We start from the raw sequence: 24,156 nt of genomic DNA, 5'->3' as shown, positions 1-24,156 counted from the left end.
GCCACACCGCTACTCCGCCAGGCGGCGGGCCAGCTCGTCCGCGACCTGCCCGGCCAGGTCGTCCGGGATCGCCGAGGCGATCGCCTCCGGGGTGAGAGCGGCGAGGATCCCCGCAACCACCTCCTCCTCGCTCACCAGGTCCTTCGCGGCGAGCGCGGCCAGCACCGGTGCGACGGTCAGCGCCTGCAGGTTGGTCCGGATGGCCTTGCCAATGGAACCGGGCCCGGTGTAGGCGAGGTCGCGGTAGGGCTGGCCTTGGGCGGCCACCCACAGGGCGTCGTAGATGCCCCTGGCGGTCGCTGACCGCACCTTGTCGAGGTCTTCGGCGGACAGGGCCATAGCGTCCTCCAGCAGGCCGATGGTGGTGAGGTAGCGGCGGAACAGCGGAGTCTGGTCCCGACCCGCCTTGATCGCGTCCCGGTGGAAGGAGAAGTGCGTGTGGTAGAGGTGCGACAGGTCCCCGGTGGCGCGGCGTCGGAGCCGGTCCCAGCGGCGCACTGTCCGCCCGTCCGGGCTGTAGATGATTTCGCGGATGTCGCGGGTGTCCGGGGCGTTCGCGGCGCACTGGCGGACGCACCAGGTGGAGAAGCTGCGCAGGTCGTGGCCGCTAGCGCGGACCTCGAACATGCCGACGTCCAGGCCGGCGGCGTCGAGGGTCAGCCCGGCCCGGTCCCGCGGCGACTCCACCACCGAGTAGTCGCCGGAGATCACGCGATCCTCACCGCAGTGGTAGCCGCCCCGGTGGTTGCCGTCGGCGACGATGCCGACCTCGCCGCCGGTGAGCCCGTGCGACCCGAGATGCGTGAGCAGCAGTCCGCGGACCACGCGGAGGGTGGCGGGTGCGCGGGTCATGTGAAAGCGGGGATGACGGCGACCCACCGATCGTCAACCGCCGCGGTGTCACTGACCGCCCGAAACTGGGTGATCACGTTGTAGTCGGCGCCAGCGGTCAGGCCGGTGACCTTGTGCCATATCGACGCCTGGGCGTACATGTAGGAGCTATTCGTGGTTTGTTTGTACAGTTTGATCGCACGTGCGTCCGACGGCGTGAGTACATCCGTCCCGGACCCGATCGTGGAGCCGGTGCGGACGTAGTCGCTCATCAGTGTGCGGAGTCCCTCCGATGTGCTGTTGTTGCCGACCAGTCCGCCGAACCCGATCCAAACGCTTCCGCTGGTGGGTGGCACGAACGCCACCCCGTGTAAAGTTCCGTCAACATAGCTCGTCGATGTGGTCGTGTCGTTCGCGGTCTCCAACGCGTACACGTCGCCTTCGAAGTCGGTTATCAGGATCTCCTCGCCGGCAAGCGGCATAGCCCCTCCCTCACAACGCGTATCGACCCGGCGACCACAACCTGACGGGTGTGCCCGCGGGGATGCTCTTGGCGACGCCGTTGACCGTCGCCGCGTTGACCGTCGCCGTCTGCGATGCGGTGGTTCCGGAGATCGCGGTAACCCGCACCTGCGCCCCGCCGATGTCCCAGTCCCACGACACCGATCCGTCGATCCACGGCGACCCGACGGTGGTGGTCACCGCCACCGACGTGTCCGTGCCCGCCACATACGGTGACGCCAGCTCGCAGCCACCCGTGTCGTACAGGCTGGTCTCCCACACCCCCACCTGGTAGGGGCCGGCCGGGGAGCACACCAGACGCAGATCCCACACGTACTGGGCGAGCGTCTCCGTGCCCCCCTCCACGTGCTGGTCGATGGTGTCGGGGGGCAGCCACGCCGGCGGGTCGGCGATGGTCAGCCGGTCTCCGACGTCCAGGGCGGCGGCGTCCGCCAGCAGCGCGGTTTTGCCGGCGTTGCCGAGCGCGGCCAGATTGACCCGGATGGTGGGGTAGCGGGCCTCGTCCCAGGTGCCCAGGTGCGCCCGCCACGAAGCCTGAGACGGTAGCCGGGAGTCGGCGGACACGTGCAGCGTCGCCTCGTGGTCGTAGCGGCCGACACCATCCGGCGGGTCCGCCACGGACAGCGGCCCCGATGTCACCTCGTACTGGTGCGACGACCCGCCCGACCGCGACGCGGTGACGTCGTTACAGATATACCGGTCGTCGTCGACTGGCTCCAGCGGCGGCGCGACCTCGCCATCCGCGCCGTAGGTGAGGGCGAGGGTGACCGGCTGGTTGTACAGGGACCGCACCGTCCGGTACGCCAGCCCCAGCACCTCGCGCGGCTCGTACAGGATCCCCCCGTCGGCGTCCTCGCACTGGCGCAGCAGCTCCAGCAGGGTGGCCGTTGACTGCACGCCCATGACCGCCGACTCGTCAGGGTCGCCGACGATGTGACAGGCGATGCCCTCCTCGTGGCACAACCGCTCAACCCGGCGGCCCGCCGTCTCCCCCACATGCCCGATGATGGCCTGCTCAATGAGCAGGGACCAGGTGGCGGCAAGCGGCGCACGCCACACACCGACGTGCCCGCAGGCGGCGGTGTCCGCCGACCTCGACCGGACCAGCAGCCGCTCCGGCACACCGGGCGTGCCGGAAGTGGAGGTGGAGTCGGCCAGACTGCCGTCGATGTACAGCGCGTGGCCGACGTCGCCGCTGCCGGCGTCGTACTCCCACACCTCGATCCAGTGCGGCTCACCGTCGGAATAGTCACCGAAATCGACCAAAATGAGGGTGAGGCTGGACGACTCGGGTGAGCGGTCGATGCCGGTGACCTCGACACCTGACGACGACACCTCCACCGCGATCTCGTCATAGAGGCCGTCCGTGACGTACACCGACAGGACATCCCAGTCGGTGGAGCCTGTGTATTGCACCAGGAGGCGTACGCACCAGTCGTCGCCGGGCATGACGCCGTTGATCGCTCCGGTCAGGCTGCCGGTCTCCTGCGACCAGTCCGGTAGCGGCGCCGAACCAGGGGAGGCGACCGTCGCCCACGCGATGTCACCGGTGGCGCTCAGAGTGCCGCCGCCGGGCAGCCCGGACGCGGCTCTGGTCGTGCCGGACTGGTCCTCCAGCGGCCAGTACGCCACCGGGAGCAGGCTCTGCACGGTCGAGGCTCCGGCAATCGCCCGCCGCAGCGGTGACTTGAGAGGTGACGATCCTTGCTGGAGGCGGCGTAGGATCCCCGCGCCGTTGATGGGCACCCACACGTCGCTGCCGGTGACGTCCCACCGGATGGGCCACGCCGGCACCTCTACCGTGGCCCGAATGCCCCAGTCGTTGACCCCACTGAGCACGTACAGGGCGGCCTGGTTGTCCGCCGCACCGGTCGTCGAGATCCCAGCGAATATCACCGTTTGGGCGCCGGCGAAATTGACCCTGCGCCCCCAGATCCGGGCATGCAGGTAGGTGGTGGTCGAGCCGGCATACAGGCCCTCGATCACGTCTGAGTCGGCGAGGAGGATCCAGCCGCCGTCCCCGCCGTACGGGGCGTCCGGCATAGGAGCGCCGGTGGCGGTCACCCAGCATTGCACCGCCACCAGCCACCAGCCGGCCTGCGTCCCCGGATCCGTGGTCAGGGTGATGTCCGCCAAAGTGTCGTTGGTGGACGACAGCGTCTCCTCCACCGAGATCGAGGAGCCGTGCACGACAGCGGACGCCGACACGTAACCGTGAGACGCGGACGCGGTCGCGGTGCGGGTACCGGTCGCTCCCGCGGTCACCGCCTCGTAGGCGGTGACCATCGTGGAGTAGGTGCCGTCGGTCTCTGATGGTCCGGCCGTCATCGACCCGGGGATCGTGTAGTTGAGCGGATCATCAGCAACCCACGCGGAGATCATCAACCCTGCTGCGGTCGCCGTCACAGACGGGGCGACATGCGACGTCCCCGGTGTACTGGCGCCGCCGGCGGCACCCAGGTGCCCGGTGCCGGTGTACACCCGCGCCTGCGTGTTACGGCCGATAGTGCCGTAGTGCGTCCCCGTCGGGTTACGGGGACTGTAGTCGCCGGTGGTGTTACGGATCGCCATGTCGCAGGTGGTGGGCGCCGATTCGGAGCCCTCCGACATGCGACCCCGACCGATCGTGATCTGACTACGGTTGGACAGGACGTCGCTCGTGATGTCCGTCCAGCCGTCCACGTCGAGTTCGACCGTCACGTCCAGCCGGTCGGCGGGAAACGCCACGCCCACCCCTCCCGTCGTCAGGCTGGTTGCACTCGGCCCTGCTGCACCGAGAGTCGGATCGCCCCGGCGCGCAGCAGGGCGAGGAACATGTCGGCGAACGCCCGCTCCATGGGCGCGCCGGGGCCAGCCTGGACATGGATGGTCACACCTCCGCCGGTCCCGGCGGGAGTGACGGTTTCGCCGGCCTGGAGCACGGCGAGCATCTCGGATCCCGGCGGGCCTGGCACCTTGCCACCGGAGTGGAATTTCGGCAGCCGCGGCGCGGAGATGCTGTTGCCGCCGACCTTAGGTACCCACGACGGTACCGTCCAGCGCAGGCGGCCAACCGTGCTGTTCCACGCGGTGGAGATCAGGTTGAAGGCCATCCGGTACGGCCACGAGATCACCGAAGCGATCTTGCCGAACGCGCTGGCTGTCCACCCGGGGATACGCCTGATGAAGTTCCAGGCGCCGGACGCCGCATCCTTGATCCACTTCCAGGACGCGCGCCACGCCCGCGCGAACCAGTCCGTCTTCGTGGCGATCAAGATAATGGCGGCGACCAACGCGACGATACCGATGATGATCCACGTGACGGGGCTGGCCAACTGCGCGGCGTTCCACGCCCACTGAGCGGCCGTCACCAACGCGACCACACCCACCAAGCCCTGCAACAGTGGCGCGACCAGGTTCATCTGATCCGCCCACTTTTGCAGGTCAGGCGGGTTCGCGGCCATCATCGCCTCGTTGGCGTCCAGTTGCGCGCTCTCGGCGTCGATAGTCGCCTGGGTGGCGTCCTGCGTGGCCTGCTCCACGTCGAGGTTCGCCTGCTTCAGATCCTCCTGCGCCTGCCTCAGATCGAGAGATGCCTGCCGAGCCTCGGCGCTGTTCTTGCCGTGCTCTTTGACTGCCTCGTTGTACTCCTGCTGCGCGGTCTCCGCGTCGAGCACGGCTTGCTCGGCGTCGAGGTGCGCCTGCCCCACATCAAGAGTGGCCTGCTTACCGTCGATCAGCGCCTGGTTGACGTCGGCTTGCGCCTGTTCCAGGTCGTTGAGCGCCCGAGCGTGCTCGGCGGCCTTACGTGCGGTGGAGGTCTCGATATCGGCGAGGGCCTGCATGGTGCCGGCGGCGTCACCGATAGCCGTGGACGCGCCGTCGACGATGTTGCCCAGCTTGGCCATGCGGTCGGTGAGCCCCGACGACTGCTTGGCGGCCCGCCCGAAGTCGCCGCCGGCCACGTCCGCTGACTTACCCACATCCTCTGTGGCCGCGCGGGCGCGGGCGGCCTCTTTGACCAGCTCGTCAGCGTCCCCGCCGAAGGTGAGTGTGACCTGGTTCGGCATCAGTCCACCTCCAGGCCGGCGGCGCGGGCAACGCGTCGGATGCCGGACTCCATGGCGTCCTGCACGTCCGTCCGCCGGTCGTGGAACGACTTGTAGAGGTAGCGGCCCTCCTTGACGAAAGGACGGGCCACTGACCGGTTAGTACTGCAACGGCGGGTCGTGACTTATGGCGGTTTGAGTCGTTTGCGGTAGTGGGCGGCTCGGGCTTGTTCCTGGCGGCGACGGCGGAAGTCGGACCAGCGCAGGATGTGGTCGGCTCGACGGCGGGTGGTCAGGACGAGGTGGGCGAACAGGCGGCGGATTTCGTTGCTGCTCAGCGGGATCTGGCTGCGCTCGTTTGCGGTGGTGCCCCCTTTGCGGCTTCGAGGGCGCGGGTGACGACGAGGAACGCGGCGGCGGCCATCGCGAGGGTGATGTGGGCGTACCAGGCGTCGTAGCGGCGGACCTGGTACTGGTCCAGGCCGACCTCGTTCTTCGCGGTCTGGAACGATTCCTCCACCGACCAACGGCTACCGGCGACCCGCACCAGGTCGCGTAGTCGGGTGCCGCGGGGGCCGAAGCAGACGTAGTAGGCGATGTCGCCGGGATCCGTGATCGAGCGTCGGGCCAGGACCCAGCCGCGGCGGCCGTGGGCAAAGGTGCGGCGGATCGGCAGCCGAGCCCAGTCGTAGCGGCGCGGCCCGTGCGCGCCGTCACCACACGACAGTCGTTGCCACGCGCCCGCACGCACCCTGCCGATCAGCTCGTCGACACCGGTGGTGGTGTGCAGCCCGGAGGGCACCCGATCGTCGCGTCGGGTGGCCATCACGTACGCGATGTCCCGATCCTCCAACCAGCCCCGCAGGCCAGGGTTCTGCCCGTAGGCCTCATCGGCCGTGAACCACGAAAACGGCACCCCCGCGGTGACCGCCCGCTCCAGCATGGCCTGCGCCTGCTGCGGCTTGGTCGCGAACCCGACGGCGTCCGGGATCGCCGAGCGCCGGCACCGGTCCCGATCACCGGTCCACGACTTCGGCAGGTACAACTCCCGATCGATCAACGCCCGACCCCGCGGCGTGGCGTAGCACAGGAACGTGCCGATCTGGCAGTTCTCGGTCTTGCCCGCCGTACCCGAATACTGCCGTTGGACCCCCGCCGACGCACGGCCCTTCTTGACGAACCCCGTCTCGTCAGCGATGAGCACCCCGGCCGCATCGCCGATCTGGTCCACCACGTAATCGCGCACGTCATCGCGGACCGCGTCCCGGTCCCACGCCGCGCTGCACAGCATGCCCTGCAACCCGTCCGGCGACACATGCCCAGCCTGCTCCGCGAGGGTCCAGCCGTTACGCCGCTCCAACGGTGCCAGTAGCCCCCGCACATACGCCCATGCCCGCCGCCGCGGCTCCACCCGCTCAAACCGATGCGCGAACCGGAAGAACAACTCCTCCAACCCGGCATCCCACGACCCGACCACCCGCGCATCCACCACAACCAACCAACGAATGATCAGCACCCGAAGCTACGACCCGCCGTTGCAGTATTAGGGCCGACTCGGCCCCCGAAGTCGAGCCACGGGTAGTAGGGGGCGCGCGGGCCGCCCATGGCGATCCGAACCGCGGTGCGGGTGGACCGCATCTTCAGCGACCCGGCGGCGCGGCCGGTCCGCTTCGGGACCTTCGGGCGGGCGTCGGAAACCACGATTTCCGCGGCCTCGTTGAAGACGATCCGTAGTTGCTTGGCGGCTTCCCCGTCGATCTTTCGCAGTCTGCGGGACAGGTCCCGCAGACCGAGGACCGCGATTTTCGGTTCCACTGTCACCTCCGCCCGGCGGTCCTCGTCGCCATCTCCTGCCGCTGAGCCTTACGCGCGTGGAAGATCGTCCAGCGGACGAACTCGTCCTGGCTCATCTCCCGCCGTAACCGGTCCACGGTCATGCCGAGCCGGTCGGCGATGAAGAACTCGAACTCCAGCTCCGGGTCGGCCTCGAAGTCCTTATACGCCGCTTTTGGCGGCGCCCTCGGTCAGGCCCGACAGTTCCCGGACGCGTTGGAGGACGTGGCCGATCTCGCCCGCCGGGGCGCTTTTCTGCCACTGTTCGGCCTCGGCCATCGTCAGCGGCGGGTCGACGAGCGCGGCGACGAGCATCCGCCGCTCGACGACGGCCGGGTCTTTGTCCTCGCTGACCCCCTTACCGGCGGCGAGCAGTGAGTATCGGGAGACCGCCCGTACGCGCACCGTGCCGACGTCGGGGATCTCGACGTCGTCCTCGGCGATCCGCGGGCTGATCAGCTTGTCTTTGTCCATGCCGTCTCCTACTGGGTGGTGCGGGTGATGGCGTCGGACTTGGTCATTTCACACGACCACGTGATCATGTCCGCCACCGGGCTGGTCTCGGTGTACTTCTTGACCAGCACGCTGACGGACTCCTGCGGCAGTCCCGCGCCGGTGCCCTCAGCGCGGCGGATCAGTGTGACGACCGTGCGGATCAGCGGCTCAATAACGGCTTTCGGTCCGCTGGCCGTGTCGTCGTAGACACCGCCCATGCTGAACGCCCCCTTGAGGAGGCCACCGGTGACCACGTAGTCGTCTTTGCCGTAGGTGGTGACGTCGTGCTCGTCGGATTCCTGGTCGAGGGTGCTGGTGTTGGTGAACGTCGATAGGTCGTTGCCGTCCAGCGAGATGTACGTGTCCTTGCCGTGGACGAAAGCCACCGCCGGGCCTCCTTACGCGCTCGTGCCGATGATCACCACGTCGTAGGTCACCGACGTGCCCGACGACGAATTGGCGACGTTGATCAGGTCTCCGGTGCCGGCGGTGACCGTGACCGTGGTGGCGGCTGGGGCGACCCACAGGAGCATCCCGCCGGGCAGCACGTCGATGCCGTCCGACGCGGCCAGGAACAGCGGGACGCCGTTGCTCGCAGGCCTGGTGACGCGCACGTTGTTGGTGTTCCCGCTGGCCGCGGCGACGTACAGCAGTTTGAGGTCGACGAACGTCAGCGTCGCACCGAACGCGTCGGACAGTGACCCCGCCAGGTCCAGATCCTCGTTGCTGCTCGCCGCGATGGTCCGCTGATCGTGAAAGACCAGATCAGCCTGGTCGGCGGCCGTCCCCGACGCCCAGGTGTACCGCTGTTGTAATGCCAGCGGCACCGAGGCGGTCGCCAGATCCAGCGCACTCGACAGCGCCGAGTCGATCCGGGTGGTTATCGTGCTTGTCAACGCCATCTACGCACTCCCTTGCCCCCAAAACTCCACGGTGAACACAGCCGCCATGTGGTCGACGGCCGCGATCTGCACCACGTCGAACTCGACGGTTTCGACACGGCACCCGTCGCAGGTCGTCCAGGTGTGGCCCTCAAGGACGGTCTTGACCGAGTCCGAGCCCGCACCGGCCGCGTACGAGGTGAGCTTGTCGACGGTCACCCGGTCCGTCGGGCGACCGATCACCAACAGAATGTCCTGCTCGATACGGTCCATGCCCCGCCCGTACGTGGCGTCGTAGGTAATTCGCGTCGGGTACGGCACCACCGCTGCCGCCCCGGTTGCCGGCACGTCCACCTTGCCCGGTGCGCCCACATACACCCGTAGTGAGGTGATGGCGCCCAGGGCGGTGCCGGCCTCCACCATGACGGCTTTCAGGTCCATCAGGCGGCCTCCATCAGGCGACCCACCAGTCACGCACGTACGGGCGCAGTGACACCGCCACGTCCGGGTCGACGCGGGCCAGCAGCCGCACCTCCGAGCCGTCCTGCGGCGACCCCGCTACCCCGTACGGGGAGTCCCGGCGGGCCAGGAACCGCGACCCCTGGAGTTTCGTGGCCAGCGGCACCGCGGTCGGGGTGGCCGGCCAGCCCCACGGGGCGGTGATCGTCAACTCCCCCTCGTCGCCGGTCGGGGTGACCGACGCCGACAGGGGGACCCGGATCTCCTCGTACACCCGCCCCTTGGTCAGGGCGTTACGTGGGTGCAGCGTGTAAGTGGTGATCTCACCACCCGCGGCCTGGATGTCCAGGCCGGTGGTGTCGCCCAGGTCGTCGACGACGATGCGCCACATCCCGACGTGCCGGTCATAGACGGCGGTGTAGGTGCGGGCCTCCGCGACGGCGACCTGACCGAACTGGCGGTGCGTGTGCTGGTCGACAGCCCGGGACGCGGCCGTGACGGCGTCGGCGATCTCATCGTCGTCGACTGTGTCGTTGGCGTCGACACGGACATACGCCTTCAGTTGCGCGCTAGTGATGTAGTCCGGCGCCCACGCCACGGCCGCCCCCCCTTTTCCGCCGTTGAGGCTCAGAGCACGCCGGGCAGGCCCAGCACCGTGCAGTGGGTCACGAACGTGTCGGTGGTGCCGTCCGAGGTGACCCGCACCCGCAGCCACGGCCGCCCGTTTTGCAGGCGCACCGACGCCCGCGCGAACTGGCTGCCGGTGCCGCCGGTGAGGGTGCCGGTCGTCAGCGCGGTCGCCGGGGTGCCGATGCTCCCGCTCGAATCCGGGGCGTCCTGAATTGAGAACGACACTGTGTCGGTGGTGCCGGCCGTGGACGCGGACAGGATGACCAGGACCCGGTTTCCGTGCTCGTAGGCCAAGCCCGGGGCGCCGGCCGTGGTGGTCGCCAGGTTGATGTCGTTCGGCGTGCCGAAATCAAATGCGGTGGTGGTGGCGGTGGAGATGGTCACCACGCTGGTGCCCAGGATGTTGAGTTCCGGTTCGATGATCTCTCGTGCCGGCATGTGTTTGGTCTCCTACTTGGCTACGACGTGAGCGCGGACGGACGCCCCGTCTCCGGACAGCGTCCGCGCGACGACACGGACGTACCGGACGACGGGGCTTTTGGCGGTGCCGCCGCATCCGACCAGCGGCGTGCGGGTGGTGGCCTCGGCGAGGTCCGCCCAGGCTGCACCGTCGATCGACCCCTGCAAGGCGACCGTGGCCGCCTCGCAGGCATCGTCGGGCACGATTTGCAGCCCGAACCGGTCGGCGCCGGCGGCGGGTCGACGGGTCGACTCGGGTGCGTCGGCGGTGAGGGTGAAGTCGTGGTTGAAGACGGCCATCACTGCTCGCCGGTGAGCGCGACGTAGGCGTTGGTGTTCTGCTGGGTGGCGTCGGCGCGCATCCACGCCGTGTACTCGATCTCCCGCTGGCTGGCGCGGGTCCACGGGTTCACCACGACCTCGATGGACCGCACCCGCCGCAGCACGTAGCCCTCCCGGATGTCCCCGAACGCACCCCAGTTGACGGTGTTCGCGTCGATGTCGATGTCCGGCAGGCCCTGGTCGACGGTGTACGGGTAGTCGAGGAGCATGCCGGTCGACGCGGCGTCGCCGATGGTGGAGGTCATCGACCGCCACAGCGGGTCACCGTTGGAGTCCTTGATCTGCCGGATCGTCTTCAGCGAGGAGTCGTTGAAGACCCATCGGGCGGTCGGCCGGTACTCCGGGTCCACGGAGTGGATGAACGTGAGCAGGTCGTCGTAGGTGATGCCGGCGGTGTCGTCGGCCGGTTCGATACCAGTCAACCCGGTGACCAGACCCAGCGGCTCGTCGACGCCGGTTCCGACGGCCAGGTCGGAGGCGAGCGCCCGCGCCAGCCGCACACCCATCAGCCGGGCCAGGCGGGTTTCCAGGTCGAACGCCTGGTCCTGGATCAGTTCCCGCGCCAGCCGCAGCGGGGCGCTGGACGCGCCGCCGGTCTGGTAGGTGTACGCCGACAGTTCGGTCTTACCGAACACCAGGTCCGCCTGGCCGGAGTGCGCCGACCCCTCCTCGACGATCTCACCGCTGTTGGAGGTGTCATCGATGGTCGGCCACTCGATCCGGTTACCCGAGTCGGTCTCCAGCACGTCACAGACGTTGGCGATCCCACCGAACGCCACCATCCGCTCGACGATCTTCTGCCGGAATCCGGGCGGCACGAGGAAACCGCCTTCGGAGCCGGTGACGCTGGACTGGGCGTTGGTCGGCCGCAGATCGGTCAGGTCGGCGTTCGGCTGACCGGTGCGCAGGTAGGCCAGGAACGCCCGGTCGAGGCCGTCGTCCTCGCGGGCCGGGGCGACCGGGCCGAGCGCGGCGACCGGCGTCCCACCGGCCGCGCCGGTCGCCGGCATCAGGTATGCGGCGTTGCGGGCCCGGATCTCCTCGGAGCGGCGCACCTGCGTCAGCTCCTGCTCCAGGCCGGTGTACTGGTCCATCTCGTCGGTGGTGAGGTTGCGGGCCTCCGCGCCTTCGATCAGGGCGGTCATGTCCCGCTGGACGTCGTCGATGGTGCGCATGTCATCCCTTCCGGATCAGGTGTGCGCGGGCACGTGCCCTGATGATCTGGCTGTTACGGTCCTCCGGCTCCGGGTCCGGATCGCTTTTGGTTTTGTTGCTGATCACCGCGTCGGCCAGTCCCGCGGCGACCGCCTCCGCGGCCGTGTACCAGGTGGTGCGGTCCATGGCGTCCAGCCAGGCATCGGCTGGCCCACCGGCCCGGGACTGGTAGATCTCGGCGATCGACCCGTCGAGTGACTCCAGTACGTCCGCGGTGTCCCGCAGGTCACGGGCGTCGCCGATCGCCAACCCGGACGCCCGGTGGATCATCATGCGGGCGGGTTGCTCGACGGCGATGTGGTCGGCTGCCATCGCCACCAGCGACGCCGCGGACGCCGCGACGCCGGTCACGGCGGCCTCGACCCGCGCCGGGTGGCCCTTGAGCGCGGAGTAGATGTCCATGCCGTCCCACACCAGACCACCTGGGGAGTTGATCCGCAGGTCGATCACAGGGGCGGTGATGTCGTCGAGGGCGCGGACCAGTTCCCCGGCCGTGGTGTCCCACCCGATCGTGTCGTACACGTAGACCCGGGCCCGGTCCTCGGCCTGCCCGGTGATCCGGTACCAGCCCCGCGTCGACCCGTTCCCGGGGCGCGTATCCCCGTCGTTGCGGATCGCCAACGCTCGGGCCCGGTCCGCCAGCGCGGCAAGGTCAGACAGGCTCGCCGTCGGTTTCGGACTCGTCATCGGGGGTGTCCTCTCCGTCGATCGGGGCGAGGTTACGTAACGCCCGCGCCTCGTTACGGGTGATCAAACCGGCTTGCATTTGCTTGATGATCAGATCGATTTCGGTCTCCACGTTGGGCCTCTCCAGGCCCGCGAAGTCGAACTCGACCCACCGCTGGGCACCGAGCAGGCGCGACAGTCGTTGCTCGACACGGACCGTCCACGGCGACAACGTGAACCGCCCCAAACCCCGGTTCTGCTCGGCTACCCCCGTCCCCCACGAGGTCTGCCTCTCCGTCTGCATGAGCAGGTGCGGGGGCACACCGAACCATCGCGCGACCTCCTCGACGCTGAACTGACGTGACTGCAGGAACTGGGCGTCAGTGGCGGACATGGTCCACGGGGAGAACTTCAGCCGGCGGTTGACCACCGCGATCGACCCGGCGTTCTCCCACCCGCCGATCGACGCCGTCAGCTCCGTTTTGATGGTCTTGGCGTCGTCGCCGTCGAGGTCGTCCTCCGGGGTGACCAGCCCACTGATCAGCGCCCCGGACGCGAACAGTTTCGCGGCGGCCCGGTCACCGGCGATCGCGGTCCCGAAACTGTTCCGGGCGATCGTCAACGGCCCCAGACCCTTGAGCCCGTCGGGGCTCTGCGCCGAGATGTGCGTCAGAGTCCGCGCGTCGTGCACGCTTTGCCGGCCCCACATGTCCGTCACCCGGTACCAGCGGCCCCCGACCGGCAGCACCCGGTCGTCCGGGCTCGGCCAGTACGGCTCGACACACAGCGGGTGCTGCGGCATCAGCGCGTACAGCGCGCCCGCGCCGTTGTAGACGTGCGCCAGGTAGGCGTTGCCGTGCAACAACAGGTGCAACATGATCGTTTCGACCCACTCGAACGGGGTCAGGCCGGAACCCGCCTGCGGGTCGTCGAACACGCTGCCCACCCGGTCCAGGCGGCCGGCGCGCATCCGCAGCGTCCGCAGCGGCAGCTGGGCGATCGTCCCGGAGATCAGCGACACCGCCCGGTACACGGCCGACAGACCGAGGGCCGTGGACTCGGTCACCGACGCGCCGGAGTAGTTACCGGCGCCGAGCATCGCCGCGACTATCGAATCAGGCAACGACACTGTGTTGGCCGGTGCGGCGGGCTCCGACCTTCGCGGCCACGGCCACCAACGAAAGGCCGGCATTATACCCCCTAAGGGTATTGTGGCGGACATGGACACAGCCGCCGGACCGCTGGAGCAGTCGGTACGCGACGCCCTCGCAGCCCGACCAGTAACCGAGGTCGACCAGCGAGACACCGCCACCGCCGAACTGGCCCTCACCTACGCCCGCGACATCGACAACGGCGCAGCCGAGCTGTCCAAAATCGGGCCACCGCTGCTGGCCGCCCTCGAAGCACTGCGGCTCAGCCCACGCGCCCGCGCCACCGGAAAGGGGGCCAAGAGTGACGAGCCTGGCAACGCCGGCCGACTCGACGAGCTACGTGCCCGCCGTGCGCGGAAGAGCAGAACCACGCCTGTGGACACCGCCGCTGGTGGAGCTGACGCCTGACACCAGCTACGGCTACGACCTCATCGACTTCGCCGCGGACATCGGCTGGCCCCTCGACCCGTGGCAGCAATGGCTCGCCATCCACATGGGCGAGCTACTCCCCGACGGACGGCCACGGTTCCGGGTGGTCCTCGCGCTGGTGGCCCGCCAGAACGGCAAAACCCTGCTGTGCCGGGTCCTGACCCTCTACTGGATGTTCATCGAAACCGTCCCGCTGATCATCGGCACCAGCACATCCCGCGACACCGCCAAGGTGAGTTGGCGTGAGGTCATCGAGATGGCCGAGAGCATCGACACCCTCAAAGCCGAACTGCCCACGCCCTGCACCCGCGAAACCATCGGCGAAGAGGCGTTCTTCAACATCCACGGCAGCCGCTACCGGTTCGCCGCCCCCAACCGCCGCGCCGGTCGATCCCTCACCGTGCACCGGCTCATCCTCGACGAGCTGCGCGAGCACAGGGACTGGGACACCTACAACGCCGCCGTCAAAGCCATGACCGCCGTCGCCGACGCCCAAGCCGTGGCCATCACCAACCAAGGCGACGCCGGCAGCGTCGTCCTGGACAGCCTCCGCGAATCCGCCCTCGAGTACATCGAGACCGGAGTCGGAGACCCAAGGTTGGGGCTGTTCGAATGGTCCGCCCCGAGCGGCAGCGACTCCACCGACCCGCACGCGATCGCCCACGCAAACCCCAACCTCGGTGACCGCGTACAACTGGACAGCATCATCGGCGACGCCATGCGCGCCAAACGCGCCGGCGGCCTCGAACTGGCCGGCTACAAAACCGAAACCCTGTGCATGCGGGTGACCAACCTCGACTCCGCAATCGACGAGGACGCCTGGCGAGACTGCGGCACCGACACACCCGTCGACCTGGCGGCCCACCGGCAGCGCGTCGCCCTGTGCCTCGACGTAGCCCTAGACAGCTCACACGCCACCCTCGCCGCGGCGGCCACCATCGACGGCGTCACCCACGTAGAGGTCGTGCGGGTGTGGCAAGGCCACGGCTGCACCCAAGCACTACGCCACGACCTACCCGGTCTCGTCGACCGCATCCGACCCCGGACGGTCGGCTGGTTCCCGGCAGGCCCCGCCGCCGCCGTAGCGGCCAGCGTCCGCAGCAAGACCGGCAGCCGATCATGGGCGCCGAGACGCACCCAGGTCGCCGAACTCACCGCCGAGGTCACCGCCGTCTGCATGGGACTCGCCGAACAGGTCCAATCCAGAGAGATCCGACACCCACGCGATGACATGCTCACCGCCCACGTCGAGCAGACCCAGAAGCTCAAACGCGGCGACGCGTGGACCTTCACCCGCCGCGGCTCAGCGCCGATCGACGCCGCCTACGCGCTCGCCGGAGCCGTCCACCTCGCCCGAACCCTCCCGGCCGCCCCACCACCGCTGACCGTCGCCTGACACCCGAGGGTGCAGGTCTGTTTACGCAGGCCAGAGACCCAGGCGCGTCGCGCGAAAAAAAACAGGAAGCGGCGGGTGTCTATGTGTGGCCGGGGTTGAACTTTTCGACCCGGGCTCGACTACCACGTGGATACGCGTTTCGGTGGCGGCTCGTGGGCGACCGTGGTCTGCTCCCGCCGGGGCCGCGCCAGGTTGCATGGCTGGCACGCGGGCCGGCAGTTGGCCTCGTCGTACTTGGCGCCGCCCATGTGCAGGGGGACGATGTGGTCGACGCAGGTGGCCTCATCCGTGCAGATGCGCGGGTAGCCGATGGCGCAGCGGGGGCGGCGGGTTGGAGGCAGGTCGAGGCGGAGGACGCGGGCGCGTAGTGTGCGCCATCTGGTGGTGCTGCCTCCGCTCCATGACTGGCTCATAGCGTGCCCTGTCGATGGGTTGTGGCCGTGTCACATCATGGCGTGATGACGCGGAGAGTGGCAACAGGAATCGCAATGGTGATCGCGGTTGGTGGGTCGCTGATGGGCTGCGGAATCGGGGCCGATGACCCCGGCACCCCCACAGCGGATGTGGTGGAGACGAGCAGCTCCCCGGAGGCCTCCCCGGAACGGCTACGTGTGGCGGCGCTCATGGATCGGGCGGGGTGTGACGGATCGGTGATCGGCACGCAGCTGTACTCGTACGAGACGGGTCGCTGTGATCTCGGCGGGTCCACGGTCACGATCGCGGTGTTCGAGTCCGAGCAGCAGCGCGACGAGTGGGTCCGGGTGGGTGGCGAGTTCGGTGGAACGGTCGTGGTCGGGGGCGGGTGGGCCGCATTCGCGGAGCACCCGGAGGCGGCCGATGCGCTGGCGGGGTCACTGTCTGGGGCTGTGCGGTAGGGGTGTGCGGGCAGGTCACCCCAGCCTGTGACCTGCCCGCCCTTCCCCTCGCCGCGTCCCGCCTCTGGACGCATGTCAGCCCGGGAGCGTCATACGCTCGACCGGGCTGTGGGCACACTCCGCCTAGTGGGAGTGACTGGTCAAATCATGCGGCTACCGGGGTGTCATGGTCAAGTCGACGTGGCCGGCCTTTGCTGCCGAGTCGCTTGTCCCGCTCGATGGTGCGGGCCTCGTCGAGGGCGTGGTAGACGCTGCGACCGATGCGGTAGCGGGGCAGCCCGTCGAAGCGCCGCCAGTTGATGACCATGTCCTCTGTGACGTCGCCGTTGTCGCCGAGGTTGTGGGCGATCTGGGTGGCGATGCCGTAGCGGCGGCTGTCGAGCGCGAGTAGGGGCGTGGTGCCGGTGCAGATGCCGCTGGCCGGGAGGACGGCGCGGCAGGTGGGGCAGCGCGCCGGGCTGCGGATCATGGCGTCTCCGGTCTGATGTCGTCGGTGTGGGTCATGGGGTCGATCGTCCCTCTCGCTTGCGCTTGGCCTCGGTTTCCCGACCGGGTGAGTAGGGATACACCTAAAGGCGGAGGCGGCTGGCTGCGGTGGTCATGGCTCTCCTTTGTGTCGGTCGGGTCAGGGTCGGTGTTTGGGTCGTGTCGGTGCGGCCCCCGCGACCGCGCCGCGTGGCCAGATGTGTCGTACGCCCTCGACCCCGCCGGGGCATGGGCAGTCGGGGGTGTGCCGGCAGTCCGCCACGCACACCACGGTTCGCGTGGTGGCGGGTCCGACGGTGGTCACCTCCAGGCACTCTCGGCGCCGGCAGCCGGGGCACTCGCCCGGGATACGCGTGCGGTAGGGCGGTTGGTTGATCCAGCCGCGGGCAAGCTCGTCCTCGTCGGCGAGGTGCAACGCGAGGAGGCCGAGGGGGCGGCCGTGGAGGCCGGGCAGGGCGGTGTGGATGCGCTGGAGCGGGTCGGCCCCGGGCGGGAGCCGGTACATGTCGGCGATGCCGGCGAGCCGGTCGTTCAGGCGTGTGAGCCGCTCCGCCCACGTCGTCACCCTCGCCCGGCGCCGCTCGGTCGTGAGGGTGGCTGTGGGGTCGGCGTGGCCGCCGGCGGCGTGACGCTGCCCGTACACGGTGGACCGCAGCCCGTCCGGGACGTCCGGTGCCGTGGTGGCCTCGGCGGCGGCGAGCACCTCCAGCCGCCGCCGGGCCTCCCGGATGGAGTAGGCGGCGGCGGCGGCGTGGAGGCGGTGCGGCGACGACAACGGGGACTCCCTCAGGCGGTCAGGTCGAGCAGGTCGCCTTGTCCGGCGTCAGCGGCTTGCGGTCGGGGTTCGAGAGGGTCGGGCATGTCGGCGGGAAGCATCCGCAAGGCGAGCAGCCCGCCCTTCGTCCAGCCGACGGGAAGGAAGCCGGCGCGGCGGTAGCAGCGGCCGGGGTCGCGCTTCCGCCGGGTCTGCGCTGGGTCGACGAAGGTCACCATTCCGAGCGGGGGCACGTCGGGCCACTGTGCGCGGGTGGCAGCGACCGCGGCGGCGATGAGGTCGGAGGCGAGGTGCTCGCATTCCGGCTCTCGTCGGAAGAGGGAGTTCATCCATGCCCCGGCCCACGCATGCCGCACATACGAGGCGATGGGCCAGGAGGTGACCCACAAGGCGTCGGGTCGGTCGGTGAGCAGGACGAGGCACCGGCCGGGTGGGACGAATTGGGGGCTGCCGGGCTTTTGCCGGTTGTAGTGTCGGTCGGCGAGGGGCAGGGCTCGGGGGTCCGCTCGGGTGGACCGTCGCCAGGGCTGTGTCACCGGTCAGCCCTCCGCCCGCTCGGCGGCGTACCGCTCGGGGCCGTAGGTGTCCACGAGGCACGGCCGGCACTCGTCGTCGAGGCTGACGCCGTGATCGCAGACCGGCTCCGGCTGGTCCTGCGCGCGGTCCGGGCCGGAACCGGCGCCGGCTAACCCGCTGAGGGCGTCTCTGCCGCCTTCGCCGTCTCGGGGTATCTGGTACCCCTCACCCGACCCTGTTCGGCCGTCAGCGTCGCTCTGGGCGGGCGGGGCGGCTGGTGTGGACGCGCGGGCCTCGGCGGCGTAGATGAGGGCGACGAGGTGTCGGGCGATGCCCTCGTGCTCGTCGGTCACGTAGGTGGCGTCCCACCGGTCGTACCAGCCCTCCAGGCAGTCACGGATCACCTCGACGCGCTCACCGGACGTGTGGGCGACGGCGAACTCCTTCGCGGTGTGGTCGAGGAACCGCTGCATGTCGGCTGGCGGGTAGGTGGCGTGGACCTGGGCGGCCAGCTCGTCCCGCTGGGCGGCGAGCTGGTCGATGAGTTCGGCGGCGGAGGAGGCGGGCCCGGTGACGCCGGCGCGGTTGAGGGCCGCCCACACGGCGGTGAGCCGTTGCAGGGCGTGGTCGCGTCCGGCGGCGGCTTCGGCGACGGTGCGGTGGTGGTCGGCGGTGTGGCCGAGGGGGCACACGCCGTGGGCGGTCGGGTGGGTGGGCTGGGTCATGGCGGGCTCCTGTCAGGCGGCGGGGTTGGTGCGGGGGTGGAGTCGGCGGTCGAGCGCGGGCTCGTCACGGTGTGGGCGGGTCGGCGTGGTTTCGAGATCGACCGCCAATGACCGGATGCGGACCACCACGCCAGGCGAGGCGAGCGCCGATTCGTCCTCGCCGGGGTAGACCTTCCGAGCGGTGCACTCGACCACTCGGGCGTCGTCACGCCAGATGCCGGCGTCGGTGAGAGCGTCCTCGGTAGAGCGGATCAGCTTCGACAGGTCCGGCAACCGCATCGGCCACGTACGGCGCTGCTTTGGCGCGCTGGCCGGCTTGGGCAGGGTGAACACCATCGACACGGCGAGAGGCTCGTCCAGCGGGGTCCAGTGGAGCCCGCGGACGCGTTGGCTTTCGATGAAACGTTCGGCGGCGTTCTTGACGTCGTCGCGCCAGGGCTTGACCCGCTTGGAAGATTCGATCATGACGCCGCGTCCGATGTGGCGTTTGCTGCCTTGGGGTGCGGGGAGGCCGTAGGCGGTGATGGTGAGCAGCGGGGCGGTCACGGGTTCTCCTTGCGGTGGGCGCGGGCGAGGCGGTTGAGGGCTTCGGCTTGTCGGGCGGCGAGGTCGTCGAGGACGCGTTCGGCGATGGCGCCGACGGGTTCGGGGTCGGCGTCGCGGCCCGAGTTTTTGTTGATCTCTCCCCCTCTCGGAGTCACGTTCCGCCCCTGTAAAGAAGGGGCGGAAAACGTGACTTCCCGAGGGAGGGGCGGCGTGACTTTCTTTTCCGCGCCGCGTGACTTCGTGACCTGCGACGACGCATCGGAGGTATCGATGCGTGCCTTTGTTCGTGCGTTTCGGTCAGATATCGAAGCGTGCCTTTCTCTGTGACTTCTTTTCTCACCTTGAGTGGTCGCATCGTTACTACCGGTATCGGTCATCGGGGTCCTCCATGCCGTCCGTCCACGACGCCGGAGCGACCGCGAACCACCGGTCCGCGTTCCCCCGACCGCCCTTGCCGTCCTCACTCGCCGGCTTGAACACGAGCAGCCCGGCGTCCACCAAGCGGTGCAGATTCCGGCGGGCCTTCTCCACCTGAGCCTTGGTCGGCTTCTCGGTCGAGAACTGGCACCGGGCCGCCTCCGCAGCCGACACACCGGTGGTCGCGCACTTGCGGGCCAGCGCCGCCACGTCGGTGTCCTCGTCGTGGTAGACCGCCGACAGCCCCGTCTCCCGGTTGTGGATGACCTTCAGCGGGCCAACCTCGGTCATCGGCTGCTTCAGGTGCACGAAGTCGACGACCGGGTCGCCCGGCTCACCCCACAGCAGCACCACCGACCCGGCACCCGAGGTGAGCCACGTCGACCCGTAGATGCCGTTGATGTTGTTCGGCTTTCCGCCGTCGGCGCCGTTCTTGACCGTGTGGTGCAGCTCGACGAGTTGGATACCTTCGGCGAGGGCTAGTTGCCGGGCCCGGTTGTAGCCGGCGCCAACCTCGTCCTTGGACAGGCCGACCGCGGCGTCCTTGAGGGAGTCGACGAACACGACGTCGGCGTCGTGCTGCCGGGCCAGCCGGAGGAGCCCGGCCGGGTCGGCGGCGACGTCGGCCGGCGGCGGTCCGGCCCAGAAGCGGAGGATTTCGGCGAGGTAGTCGCGGCCGATCTCCTGCTCGGCGTCGGTGAACATTCGGGCGAGGTTGCGGCGGGCCTGCTCGGGCCGGTCCATCGCCAGGTACAGCACTCGCCGCTCACACGGCTCGACGGGGAGCCCGAGAACGTCCCCGGTGATACCGACGACGGCGCGTAGGAGCTGCCCGGCGATGGCGGTTTTCCCGACCCCCTGCGGCCCGGCGATCATGAGTGCTTCGCCTCGGGCCCACAGGATGTCTTCGCCCTTGCCCCACAGCGCGGGTGGGGTGGGCGGCAGGTCGAGGAGGAAGGTGGCGCCGTCGTGGATGCGGGCGGCGTCGTCGGCGGCGGCCTTGGCGGCGGCTGCCTGCTCTTCGGCCCACTGCTGTTCGGCGGCGTGGCGGGCGCGGATGAGGGTGTACTGCCGTTCGGTTTCCTCGTCGTGGCGCTGCCGTCGCCGGGCGGCGAGCACGTCGGCGCGGGCTTGGTCCTCCTGGCGCTGCCACGCCTCGTGTTCGGGCGTGCCCGGGTTGAACGGGTTCGGTTCGGGTGGCGCCACGGTGTCCATGCCCTCCCACAGGTCGATGTCGGTCACGCGGCCACCCCGAGGTGCCGGACGGGGCGGCCGGTGTCGAAGTCGACGGGCCCGCCGGGGTGGACGCGGTAGGGGCGTCCTTCGCGGCCGGCCTGGGCGCGGGCGGCGCGGTCCATGTCGGTGAGTTCGCCGGCGACGCGCTGCTCGTAGGTGCGGCGCAGCAGCGGCCGGTCGTCCCAGCAGCAGACGGTGTGGGCGATGTCGTCGACTCGGGTTGCGGTGCGCCCGGAGTCGTAGGCGAGGTGCATCAGGTAGGCCACCTCGGCGCGGCTGAACGTGTCCCGGTTGGGGTCCTGCAGGGCGGCGCTGGCGGCGAGGATCCCGCCGGCGCTCGGGGTGGTGCTGGTCATCAGGTCCCCCCTGGTCGTGGTGGTGGTGTGGTGCCCCGTCGCGCGCTTGATGCGCGGTGCCGGCCGGGTCCGGGCGGGGCTAACCGTCAGGCCGTTTTGGCGGCGGCGGCGAGTTGCTGGATTTTCGAGCCGGACAGGTGTAAGGCTGCGGCGATGGCGTTGGTGGTCATGCCGGCGGTGTAGCCGGCGCGGAACGCGTGGACCTTCTCGGCGGGGGTGAGGCGGATCCGGTCTCCGGCGAGGGCCCGCCGGACGGCGACCTCGTCGACGAGGTCGCCTGTCGGGTCGCCCAGGTTCGGCTGGGCGTGCGGGTCGTCGATGGTGTCGTCGTCCCACGCGAGGGGCGGCACCCAGCCGTTGCGCTGCGCCGCCCGGCGGGCCACTTTGGAGGCGTATCCGTCGGGTGCGGGGGTGGCCGACAGTTCCTCGTACATCTGGTGGATTCGTTCGTTGGTGGCCTGCTCGATGCGGGTGCGCCTGCCGCGGACGATCAGGTTGATAGCGCCGACCTGCCAGCCGATGCGTGGGCCGAGGGTTGATTGGTCCCAGCCGATGGCGCCGAGGGCTTGGAGGCGTCGGCGGGCGCCGGTGGCGTCGACCACGTGTGGTTTGGGGTTGGTGACGGCGAGGATCCGTTCGGCGACGTCGATGGTCACCTTCGTGACTCGGCGGCAGGCGATTTTGCTGATGTGGCTGTCGTCGACGGCGGCGAGCCGGCCGAGGGTGTCGCGGCCGACGCCGTTGCGGCGTAGGGCGAGGATGTGTTCGCGGACGGGTTCGGGGTCGGCCCACCGCTGCCACCGGCCGTAGGCGATCTGCTTGCGGCGGTACCGCTCGTAGGCGGTTTTGCCGACGCTCTTGGGGGTGGGGCGGTCGATGACGGTGGTCATGGCTTAGGCCGCCTCGGCGATCTGAGCGGACCGGGTGGACCAGGCGTCGAGGATTTGCGGGTCGCGGATGCCTTGTTGCTGGCAGGCGGCTTTGATCTCGTCGAGGCGTGCCTGGGTGGGGGCCGTGGCGATTTCGTCGAGGATGTCGGCGGCGGTGAGCGGCTTGTCCACGGCGGCGGATAGGCCGTGTGGGTCGGTCGGGTCGCTGGTCTCGGTGGCGGGCGTCGGCTCGTCGGCTGGCAGGAAGTCGGCGGCGGACACGATCCGCGGTGCGGGCCGGGCGTCTACCTGCGCGCCTTGGTCGCGGATTTCTTCGGCGGTGTAGGGCATGCCCATGATCGCGTCGGAGGCGATCCACCGGCACACCTCGGCGGTGGCGCGGGCGACGAGCATGGCGGCGGGCTGCTGCTTCCACTGGCTCTTCGAGGTGAGGCCCATCTGCTGGGCGCGTGCGATGGTCCAGGTGGAGGTTTGCCAGTCGGTGTCGCCGTTGCGGCGGCCGGACACGACGGCGGTCACGGCGGTGGACTCGTCGATGCGGACCTGGTGGCCGAGTCCTTGGGTGATGGCGCGGAGGGTGATGGCTTTCGGGGCGGGGGTGCCTTGGATGTTGTCGAACGCCCGCAGGGACGCCATCGGGGACAGGCCGACTTCGGCGCCGGCGAGGATCGCGGCGGCGGCTTCGGCGGGTTTGCCGCGGTATGCCTGGGGGACGGCGGAGGTGTTGCAGACGGCCTCGGCGAACTGGCCGGCGGCTTCGGCGGCCTGCGCCCACTGGACGAGTTGGGCGGTGGCGGGTTCGGTGCTGGTGGGGATGTCGAGGTGCTGGTCCTGGCGGACGGCGACGTCGGTCATGGGATCCTCACTTCAGGATGCGCCGCTGGGCGCGGTTCGGGTGGGTGAAGGTGCCTCGGAGGGCCTTCCGGTTGGGCGGCTGACCGTGGTCGTAGCCGCCGAATCCGGCGAAGCACTCGACCTCGCCGTCGGCGTCCCAGGCGAGCCGCTTGCGGCTGTCGCAGTGGTGGTTGTCGTGTCCGCGCCGGCGGGTGCATTCGACGAGAGAGCCGAAGTCCTCGTCGTTGGAGGCGAGGCAGAACATGTGGGGGGCATCAGAACTCCTGGGTTCGGAGGGCGTAGGCGGGCAGGGAGATGGTGGTGATGTCGTCCGGGTAGCCCGGCCACACGCCGGTGGACTGACACTCGGCGTACGTGGCGATGGCCTTGCGGTTGCGGGCGTGGCCGGCGGCGACGTCGTCCGGGCCGAGCTGGACGACGTGGACCAGGTGCGGCGGGGCCTTCTCGACGAAGATGAAGACGAACGCCGGGTTGTCGCTGAGTCCGAGGTCGCGGACGGCGTCGAGGTACCAGGCGGCCTGCTGGTGGTAGCCGTAGTTCGCCGACGACTTCGACACGTCCGCCTCGGCCGCGGACTGGCAGGTCTTGACGTCGACGACGGTGCCGTCGGTGCGGAGCCAGTCGAAGCGGGCGCGTCGCCAGATCCCGGTGGTCGGGTCGACCCAGAACGTGGACTGCTCGGGCTGTCCGGCGGTGAGCAGGGTGGCGGCGAGCCGGTGCCGGCGGACTGCATCGGCGAGGCGGATGGCCCGGTCGTGGTCGGCGGCGAGCAGCGGCACCTGGCCGGCGGCGTAGGCGGCTTCCCGGGCGTCCTTGGCTTTGTTGGTGCGCCAGTCCTTGGCCTCAACGCGGGCGATGGGTGCGCCGACGCCGAGGATCAACTGGTGGGCGACCTTGCCGAAGTCGAAGTCGTCGGTGCTGGTGGGAGGGTTGCGGCGTTCGTAGTCGAAGTGCGCGGGTGTACGGGTGAGTAGCTTTCGGGCGCCGGTGCTGGAGAGGCTGCCGGCTGGGACGGGGTCGCGGTGGTACTCGGCCTCGTCCATGTCGGGGTAGAGCCCCGGTTCGGTCACGACGCACGTGTTCACGGCCGCCTCCCGCTGACTGCCCGTGGTTGTTGGCCGCCGGGTTCGCAGCCGGGGTGC

33 protein-coding genes are annotated in these 24,156 nt (G+C 69.6%); 3 read left to right on the top strand and 30 right to left on the bottom strand.

Annotated elements, in window-relative coordinates:
- Nucleotides 1-9: 9 nt before the first annotated feature.
- The 17 genes from QTQ03_RS16725 to QTQ03_RS16645 all read right to left on the bottom strand — a co-directional run bounded on the left by QTQ03_RS16725 (nt 10) and on the right by QTQ03_RS16645 (nt 13,490).
- Nucleotides 10-852, bottom strand: a complete 843-nt coding sequence (locus tag QTQ03_RS16725) for a hypothetical protein (protein WP_289278866.1) — start codon at nt 850-852, stop codon at nt 10-12.
- Nucleotides 849-1,313, bottom strand: coding sequence for a hypothetical protein (locus QTQ03_RS16720; protein WP_289278865.1), 465 nt, complete (start codon nt 1,311-1,313; stop codon nt 849-851). Before QTQ03_RS16720 ends, QTQ03_RS16725 begins: the two co-directional genes overlap by 4 nt.
- A 10-nt stretch (nt 1,314-1,323) precedes the next feature.
- Nucleotides 1,324-4,080, bottom strand: a complete 2,757-nt coding sequence (locus QTQ03_RS16715; protein ID WP_289278864.1) for a hypothetical protein — start codon at nt 4,078-4,080, stop codon at nt 1,324-1,326.
- Between the two features lie 17 nt (nt 4,081-4,097).
- A complete protein-coding gene (locus QTQ03_RS16710; RefSeq protein ID WP_289278863.1) occupies nt 4,098-5,297 on the bottom strand; it encodes a phage tail tape measure protein in 1,200 nt (399 codons plus the stop codon).
- A 104-nt stretch (nt 5,298-5,401) separates the two neighbouring features.
- The gene (locus tag QTQ03_RS16705; RefSeq protein ID WP_289278862.1) at nt 5,402-5,533 is read right to left on the bottom strand and encodes a hypothetical protein; all 132 of its coding nucleotides are present in this window, start codon (nt 5,531-5,533) and stop codon (nt 5,402-5,404) included.
- Between the two features lie 182 nt (nt 5,534-5,715).
- Nucleotides 5,716-6,858 (bottom strand): IS701 family transposase, encoded by a 1,143-nt coding sequence (locus QTQ03_RS16700; RefSeq protein ID WP_289279559.1) that lies wholly within the window; start codon nt 6,856-6,858, stop codon nt 5,716-5,718.
- A 32-nt stretch (nt 6,859-6,890) separates the two neighbouring features.
- Entirely contained in the window at nt 6,891-7,196 is a 306-nt protein-coding gene (locus tag QTQ03_RS16695) for an HK97 gp10 family phage protein (RefSeq protein ID WP_289278861.1), read from the bottom strand.
- Nucleotides 7,197-7,376: 180 nt separating this feature from the next.
- Nucleotides 7,377-7,688: a hypothetical protein gene (locus QTQ03_RS16690; RefSeq protein ID WP_289278860.1), complete on the bottom strand. Its 312-nt coding sequence runs from the start codon at nt 7,686-7,688 to the stop codon at nt 7,377-7,379.
- An 8-nt stretch (nt 7,689-7,696) separates the two neighbouring features.
- A complete protein-coding gene (locus tag QTQ03_RS16685; RefSeq protein WP_289278859.1) occupies nt 7,697-8,095 on the bottom strand; it encodes a hypothetical protein in 399 nt (132 codons plus the stop codon).
- 12 nt (nt 8,096-8,107) lie between these two features.
- Nucleotides 8,108-8,611: a hypothetical protein gene (locus QTQ03_RS16680; RefSeq protein WP_289278858.1), complete on the bottom strand. Its 504-nt coding sequence runs from the start codon at nt 8,609-8,611 to the stop codon at nt 8,108-8,110.
- The gene (locus tag QTQ03_RS16675) at nt 8,612-9,031 is read right to left on the bottom strand and encodes a hypothetical protein (RefSeq protein WP_289278857.1); all 420 of its coding nucleotides are present in this window, start codon (nt 9,029-9,031) and stop codon (nt 8,612-8,614) included.
- A gap of 13 nt (nt 9,032-9,044) precedes the next feature.
- Nucleotides 9,045-9,647: a head-tail connector protein gene (locus QTQ03_RS16670; RefSeq protein ID WP_289278856.1), complete on the bottom strand. Its 603-nt coding sequence runs from the start codon at nt 9,645-9,647 to the stop codon at nt 9,045-9,047.
- Nucleotides 9,648-9,676: 29 nt separating this feature from the next.
- Nucleotides 9,677-10,117 (bottom strand): hypothetical protein, encoded by a 441-nt coding sequence (locus tag QTQ03_RS16665; protein ID WP_289278855.1) that lies wholly within the window; start codon nt 10,115-10,117, stop codon nt 9,677-9,679.
- A gap of 12 nt (nt 10,118-10,129) precedes the next feature.
- On the bottom strand, nt 10,130-10,438 hold the full coding sequence (locus QTQ03_RS16660) for a hypothetical protein (RefSeq protein WP_289278854.1): 309 nt from the start codon (nt 10,436-10,438) through the stop codon (nt 10,130-10,132).
- Nucleotides 10,438-11,655: a phage major capsid protein gene (locus QTQ03_RS16655; RefSeq protein ID WP_289278853.1), complete on the bottom strand. Its 1,218-nt coding sequence runs from the start codon at nt 11,653-11,655 to the stop codon at nt 10,438-10,440. The genes QTQ03_RS16660 and QTQ03_RS16655 overlap by 1 nt, the downstream gene beginning before the upstream one ends.
- Before the next feature lies 1 nt (nt 11,656).
- Nucleotides 11,657-12,382, bottom strand: a complete 726-nt coding sequence (locus tag QTQ03_RS16650; protein WP_289278852.1) for a head maturation protease, ClpP-related — start codon at nt 12,380-12,382, stop codon at nt 11,657-11,659.
- Nucleotides 12,348-13,490 (bottom strand): phage portal protein, encoded by a 1,143-nt coding sequence (locus QTQ03_RS16645; protein ID WP_289278851.1) that lies wholly within the window; start codon nt 13,488-13,490, stop codon nt 12,348-12,350. Before QTQ03_RS16645 ends, QTQ03_RS16650 begins: the two co-directional genes overlap by 35 nt.
- 91 nt (nt 13,491-13,581) lie before the next feature.
- On the opposite strand from QTQ03_RS16645, the gene QTQ03_RS16640 reads away from it, so the two are divergent.
- Both QTQ03_RS16640 and QTQ03_RS16635 read left to right on the top strand, forming a co-directional pair.
- Complete coding sequence (locus QTQ03_RS16640) at nt 13,582-13,920, top strand: terminase small subunit (RefSeq protein ID WP_289278850.1); 339 nt, start codon at nt 13,582-13,584, stop codon at nt 13,918-13,920.
- On the top strand, nt 13,904-15,337 hold the full coding sequence (locus QTQ03_RS16635; protein ID WP_289278849.1) for a terminase large subunit domain-containing protein: 1,434 nt from the start codon (nt 13,904-13,906) through the stop codon (nt 15,335-15,337). Before QTQ03_RS16640 ends, QTQ03_RS16635 begins: the two co-directional genes overlap by 17 nt.
- Before the next feature lie 119 nt (nt 15,338-15,456).
- Here the strand turns inward: QTQ03_RS16635 and QTQ03_RS16630 are convergent, their stop codons facing one another.
- On the bottom strand, nt 15,457-15,750 hold the full coding sequence (locus tag QTQ03_RS16630) for an HNH endonuclease (RefSeq protein ID WP_289278848.1): 294 nt from the start codon (nt 15,748-15,750) through the stop codon (nt 15,457-15,459).
- Nucleotides 15,751-15,795: 45 nt separating this feature from the next.
- On the opposite strand from QTQ03_RS16630, the gene QTQ03_RS16625 reads away from it, so the two are divergent.
- Nucleotides 15,796-16,212, top strand: coding sequence for a hypothetical protein (locus QTQ03_RS16625; protein ID WP_289278847.1), 417 nt, complete (start codon nt 15,796-15,798; stop codon nt 16,210-16,212).
- Nucleotides 16,213-16,357: 145 nt separating this feature from the next.
- Here QTQ03_RS16625 and QTQ03_RS16620 read toward each other — a convergent pair whose 3' ends face one another.
- From QTQ03_RS16620 to QTQ03_RS16565, 12 genes are all read right to left on the bottom strand, one after another.
- On the bottom strand, nt 16,358-16,681 hold the full coding sequence (locus QTQ03_RS16620; RefSeq protein ID WP_289278846.1) for a hypothetical protein: 324 nt from the start codon (nt 16,679-16,681) through the stop codon (nt 16,358-16,360).
- Nucleotides 16,682-16,837: 156 nt separating this feature from the next.
- Nucleotides 16,838-17,473 (bottom strand): hypothetical protein, encoded by a 636-nt coding sequence (locus tag QTQ03_RS16615; protein WP_289278845.1) that lies wholly within the window; start codon nt 17,471-17,473, stop codon nt 16,838-16,840.
- Between the two features lie 11 nt (nt 17,474-17,484).
- Nucleotides 17,485-17,802 carry a hypothetical protein gene (locus QTQ03_RS16610; RefSeq protein WP_289278844.1) on the bottom strand — a complete coding sequence of 106 codons (318 nt, stop codon included), beginning with the start codon at nt 17,800-17,802 and terminating at the stop codon, nt 17,485-17,487.
- Between the two features lie 210 nt (nt 17,803-18,012).
- A complete protein-coding gene (locus tag QTQ03_RS16605; RefSeq protein WP_289278843.1) occupies nt 18,013-18,714 on the bottom strand; it encodes a hypothetical protein in 702 nt (233 codons plus the stop codon).
- Nucleotides 18,715-18,726: 12 nt separating this feature from the next.
- Nucleotides 18,727-19,260, bottom strand: a complete 534-nt coding sequence (locus tag QTQ03_RS16600) for a RusA family crossover junction endodeoxyribonuclease (RefSeq protein WP_289278842.1) — start codon at nt 19,258-19,260, stop codon at nt 18,727-18,729.
- Nucleotides 19,257-19,637: a hypothetical protein gene (locus tag QTQ03_RS16595; RefSeq protein ID WP_289278841.1), complete on the bottom strand. Its 381-nt coding sequence runs from the start codon at nt 19,635-19,637 to the stop codon at nt 19,257-19,259. Before QTQ03_RS16595 ends, QTQ03_RS16600 begins: the two co-directional genes overlap by 4 nt.
- The gene (locus QTQ03_RS16590) at nt 19,621-20,919 is read right to left on the bottom strand and encodes an AAA family ATPase (protein ID WP_289278840.1); all 1,299 of its coding nucleotides are present in this window, start codon (nt 20,917-20,919) and stop codon (nt 19,621-19,623) included. Before QTQ03_RS16590 ends, QTQ03_RS16595 begins: the two co-directional genes overlap by 17 nt.
- Nucleotides 20,916-21,269, bottom strand: a complete 354-nt coding sequence (locus QTQ03_RS16585) for a hypothetical protein (RefSeq protein ID WP_289278839.1) — start codon at nt 21,267-21,269, stop codon at nt 20,916-20,918. Before QTQ03_RS16585 ends, QTQ03_RS16590 begins: the two co-directional genes overlap by 4 nt.
- 86 nt (nt 21,270-21,355) lie before the next feature.
- Nucleotides 21,356-22,159, bottom strand: coding sequence for a hypothetical protein (locus tag QTQ03_RS16580; protein ID WP_289278838.1), 804 nt, complete (start codon nt 22,157-22,159; stop codon nt 21,356-21,358).
- 3 nt (nt 22,160-22,162) lie between these two features.
- Nucleotides 22,163-23,014 (bottom strand): hypothetical protein, encoded by an 852-nt coding sequence (locus QTQ03_RS16575; RefSeq protein WP_289278837.1) that lies wholly within the window; start codon nt 23,012-23,014, stop codon nt 22,163-22,165.
- A 7-nt stretch (nt 23,015-23,021) separates the two neighbouring features.
- On the bottom strand, nt 23,022-23,258 hold the full coding sequence (locus tag QTQ03_RS16570) for a hypothetical protein (RefSeq protein ID WP_289278836.1): 237 nt from the start codon (nt 23,256-23,258) through the stop codon (nt 23,022-23,024).
- Nucleotides 23,259-23,268: 10 nt separating this feature from the next.
- Complete coding sequence (locus tag QTQ03_RS16565; RefSeq protein ID WP_289278835.1) at nt 23,269-24,099, bottom strand: PD-(D/E)XK nuclease-like domain-containing protein; 831 nt, start codon at nt 24,097-24,099, stop codon at nt 23,269-23,271.
- Between the last annotated feature and the right edge of the window lie 57 nt (nt 24,100-24,156).

The organism is Micromonospora sp. WMMA1363 (assembly GCF_030345795.1).
Lineage (GTDB): Bacteria > Actinomycetota > Actinomycetes > Mycobacteriales > Micromonosporaceae > Micromonospora.
The sequence above is the reverse complement of the archived record's forward strand: the minus strand, read 5'-3'. Positions and strand labels throughout refer to the sequence as shown.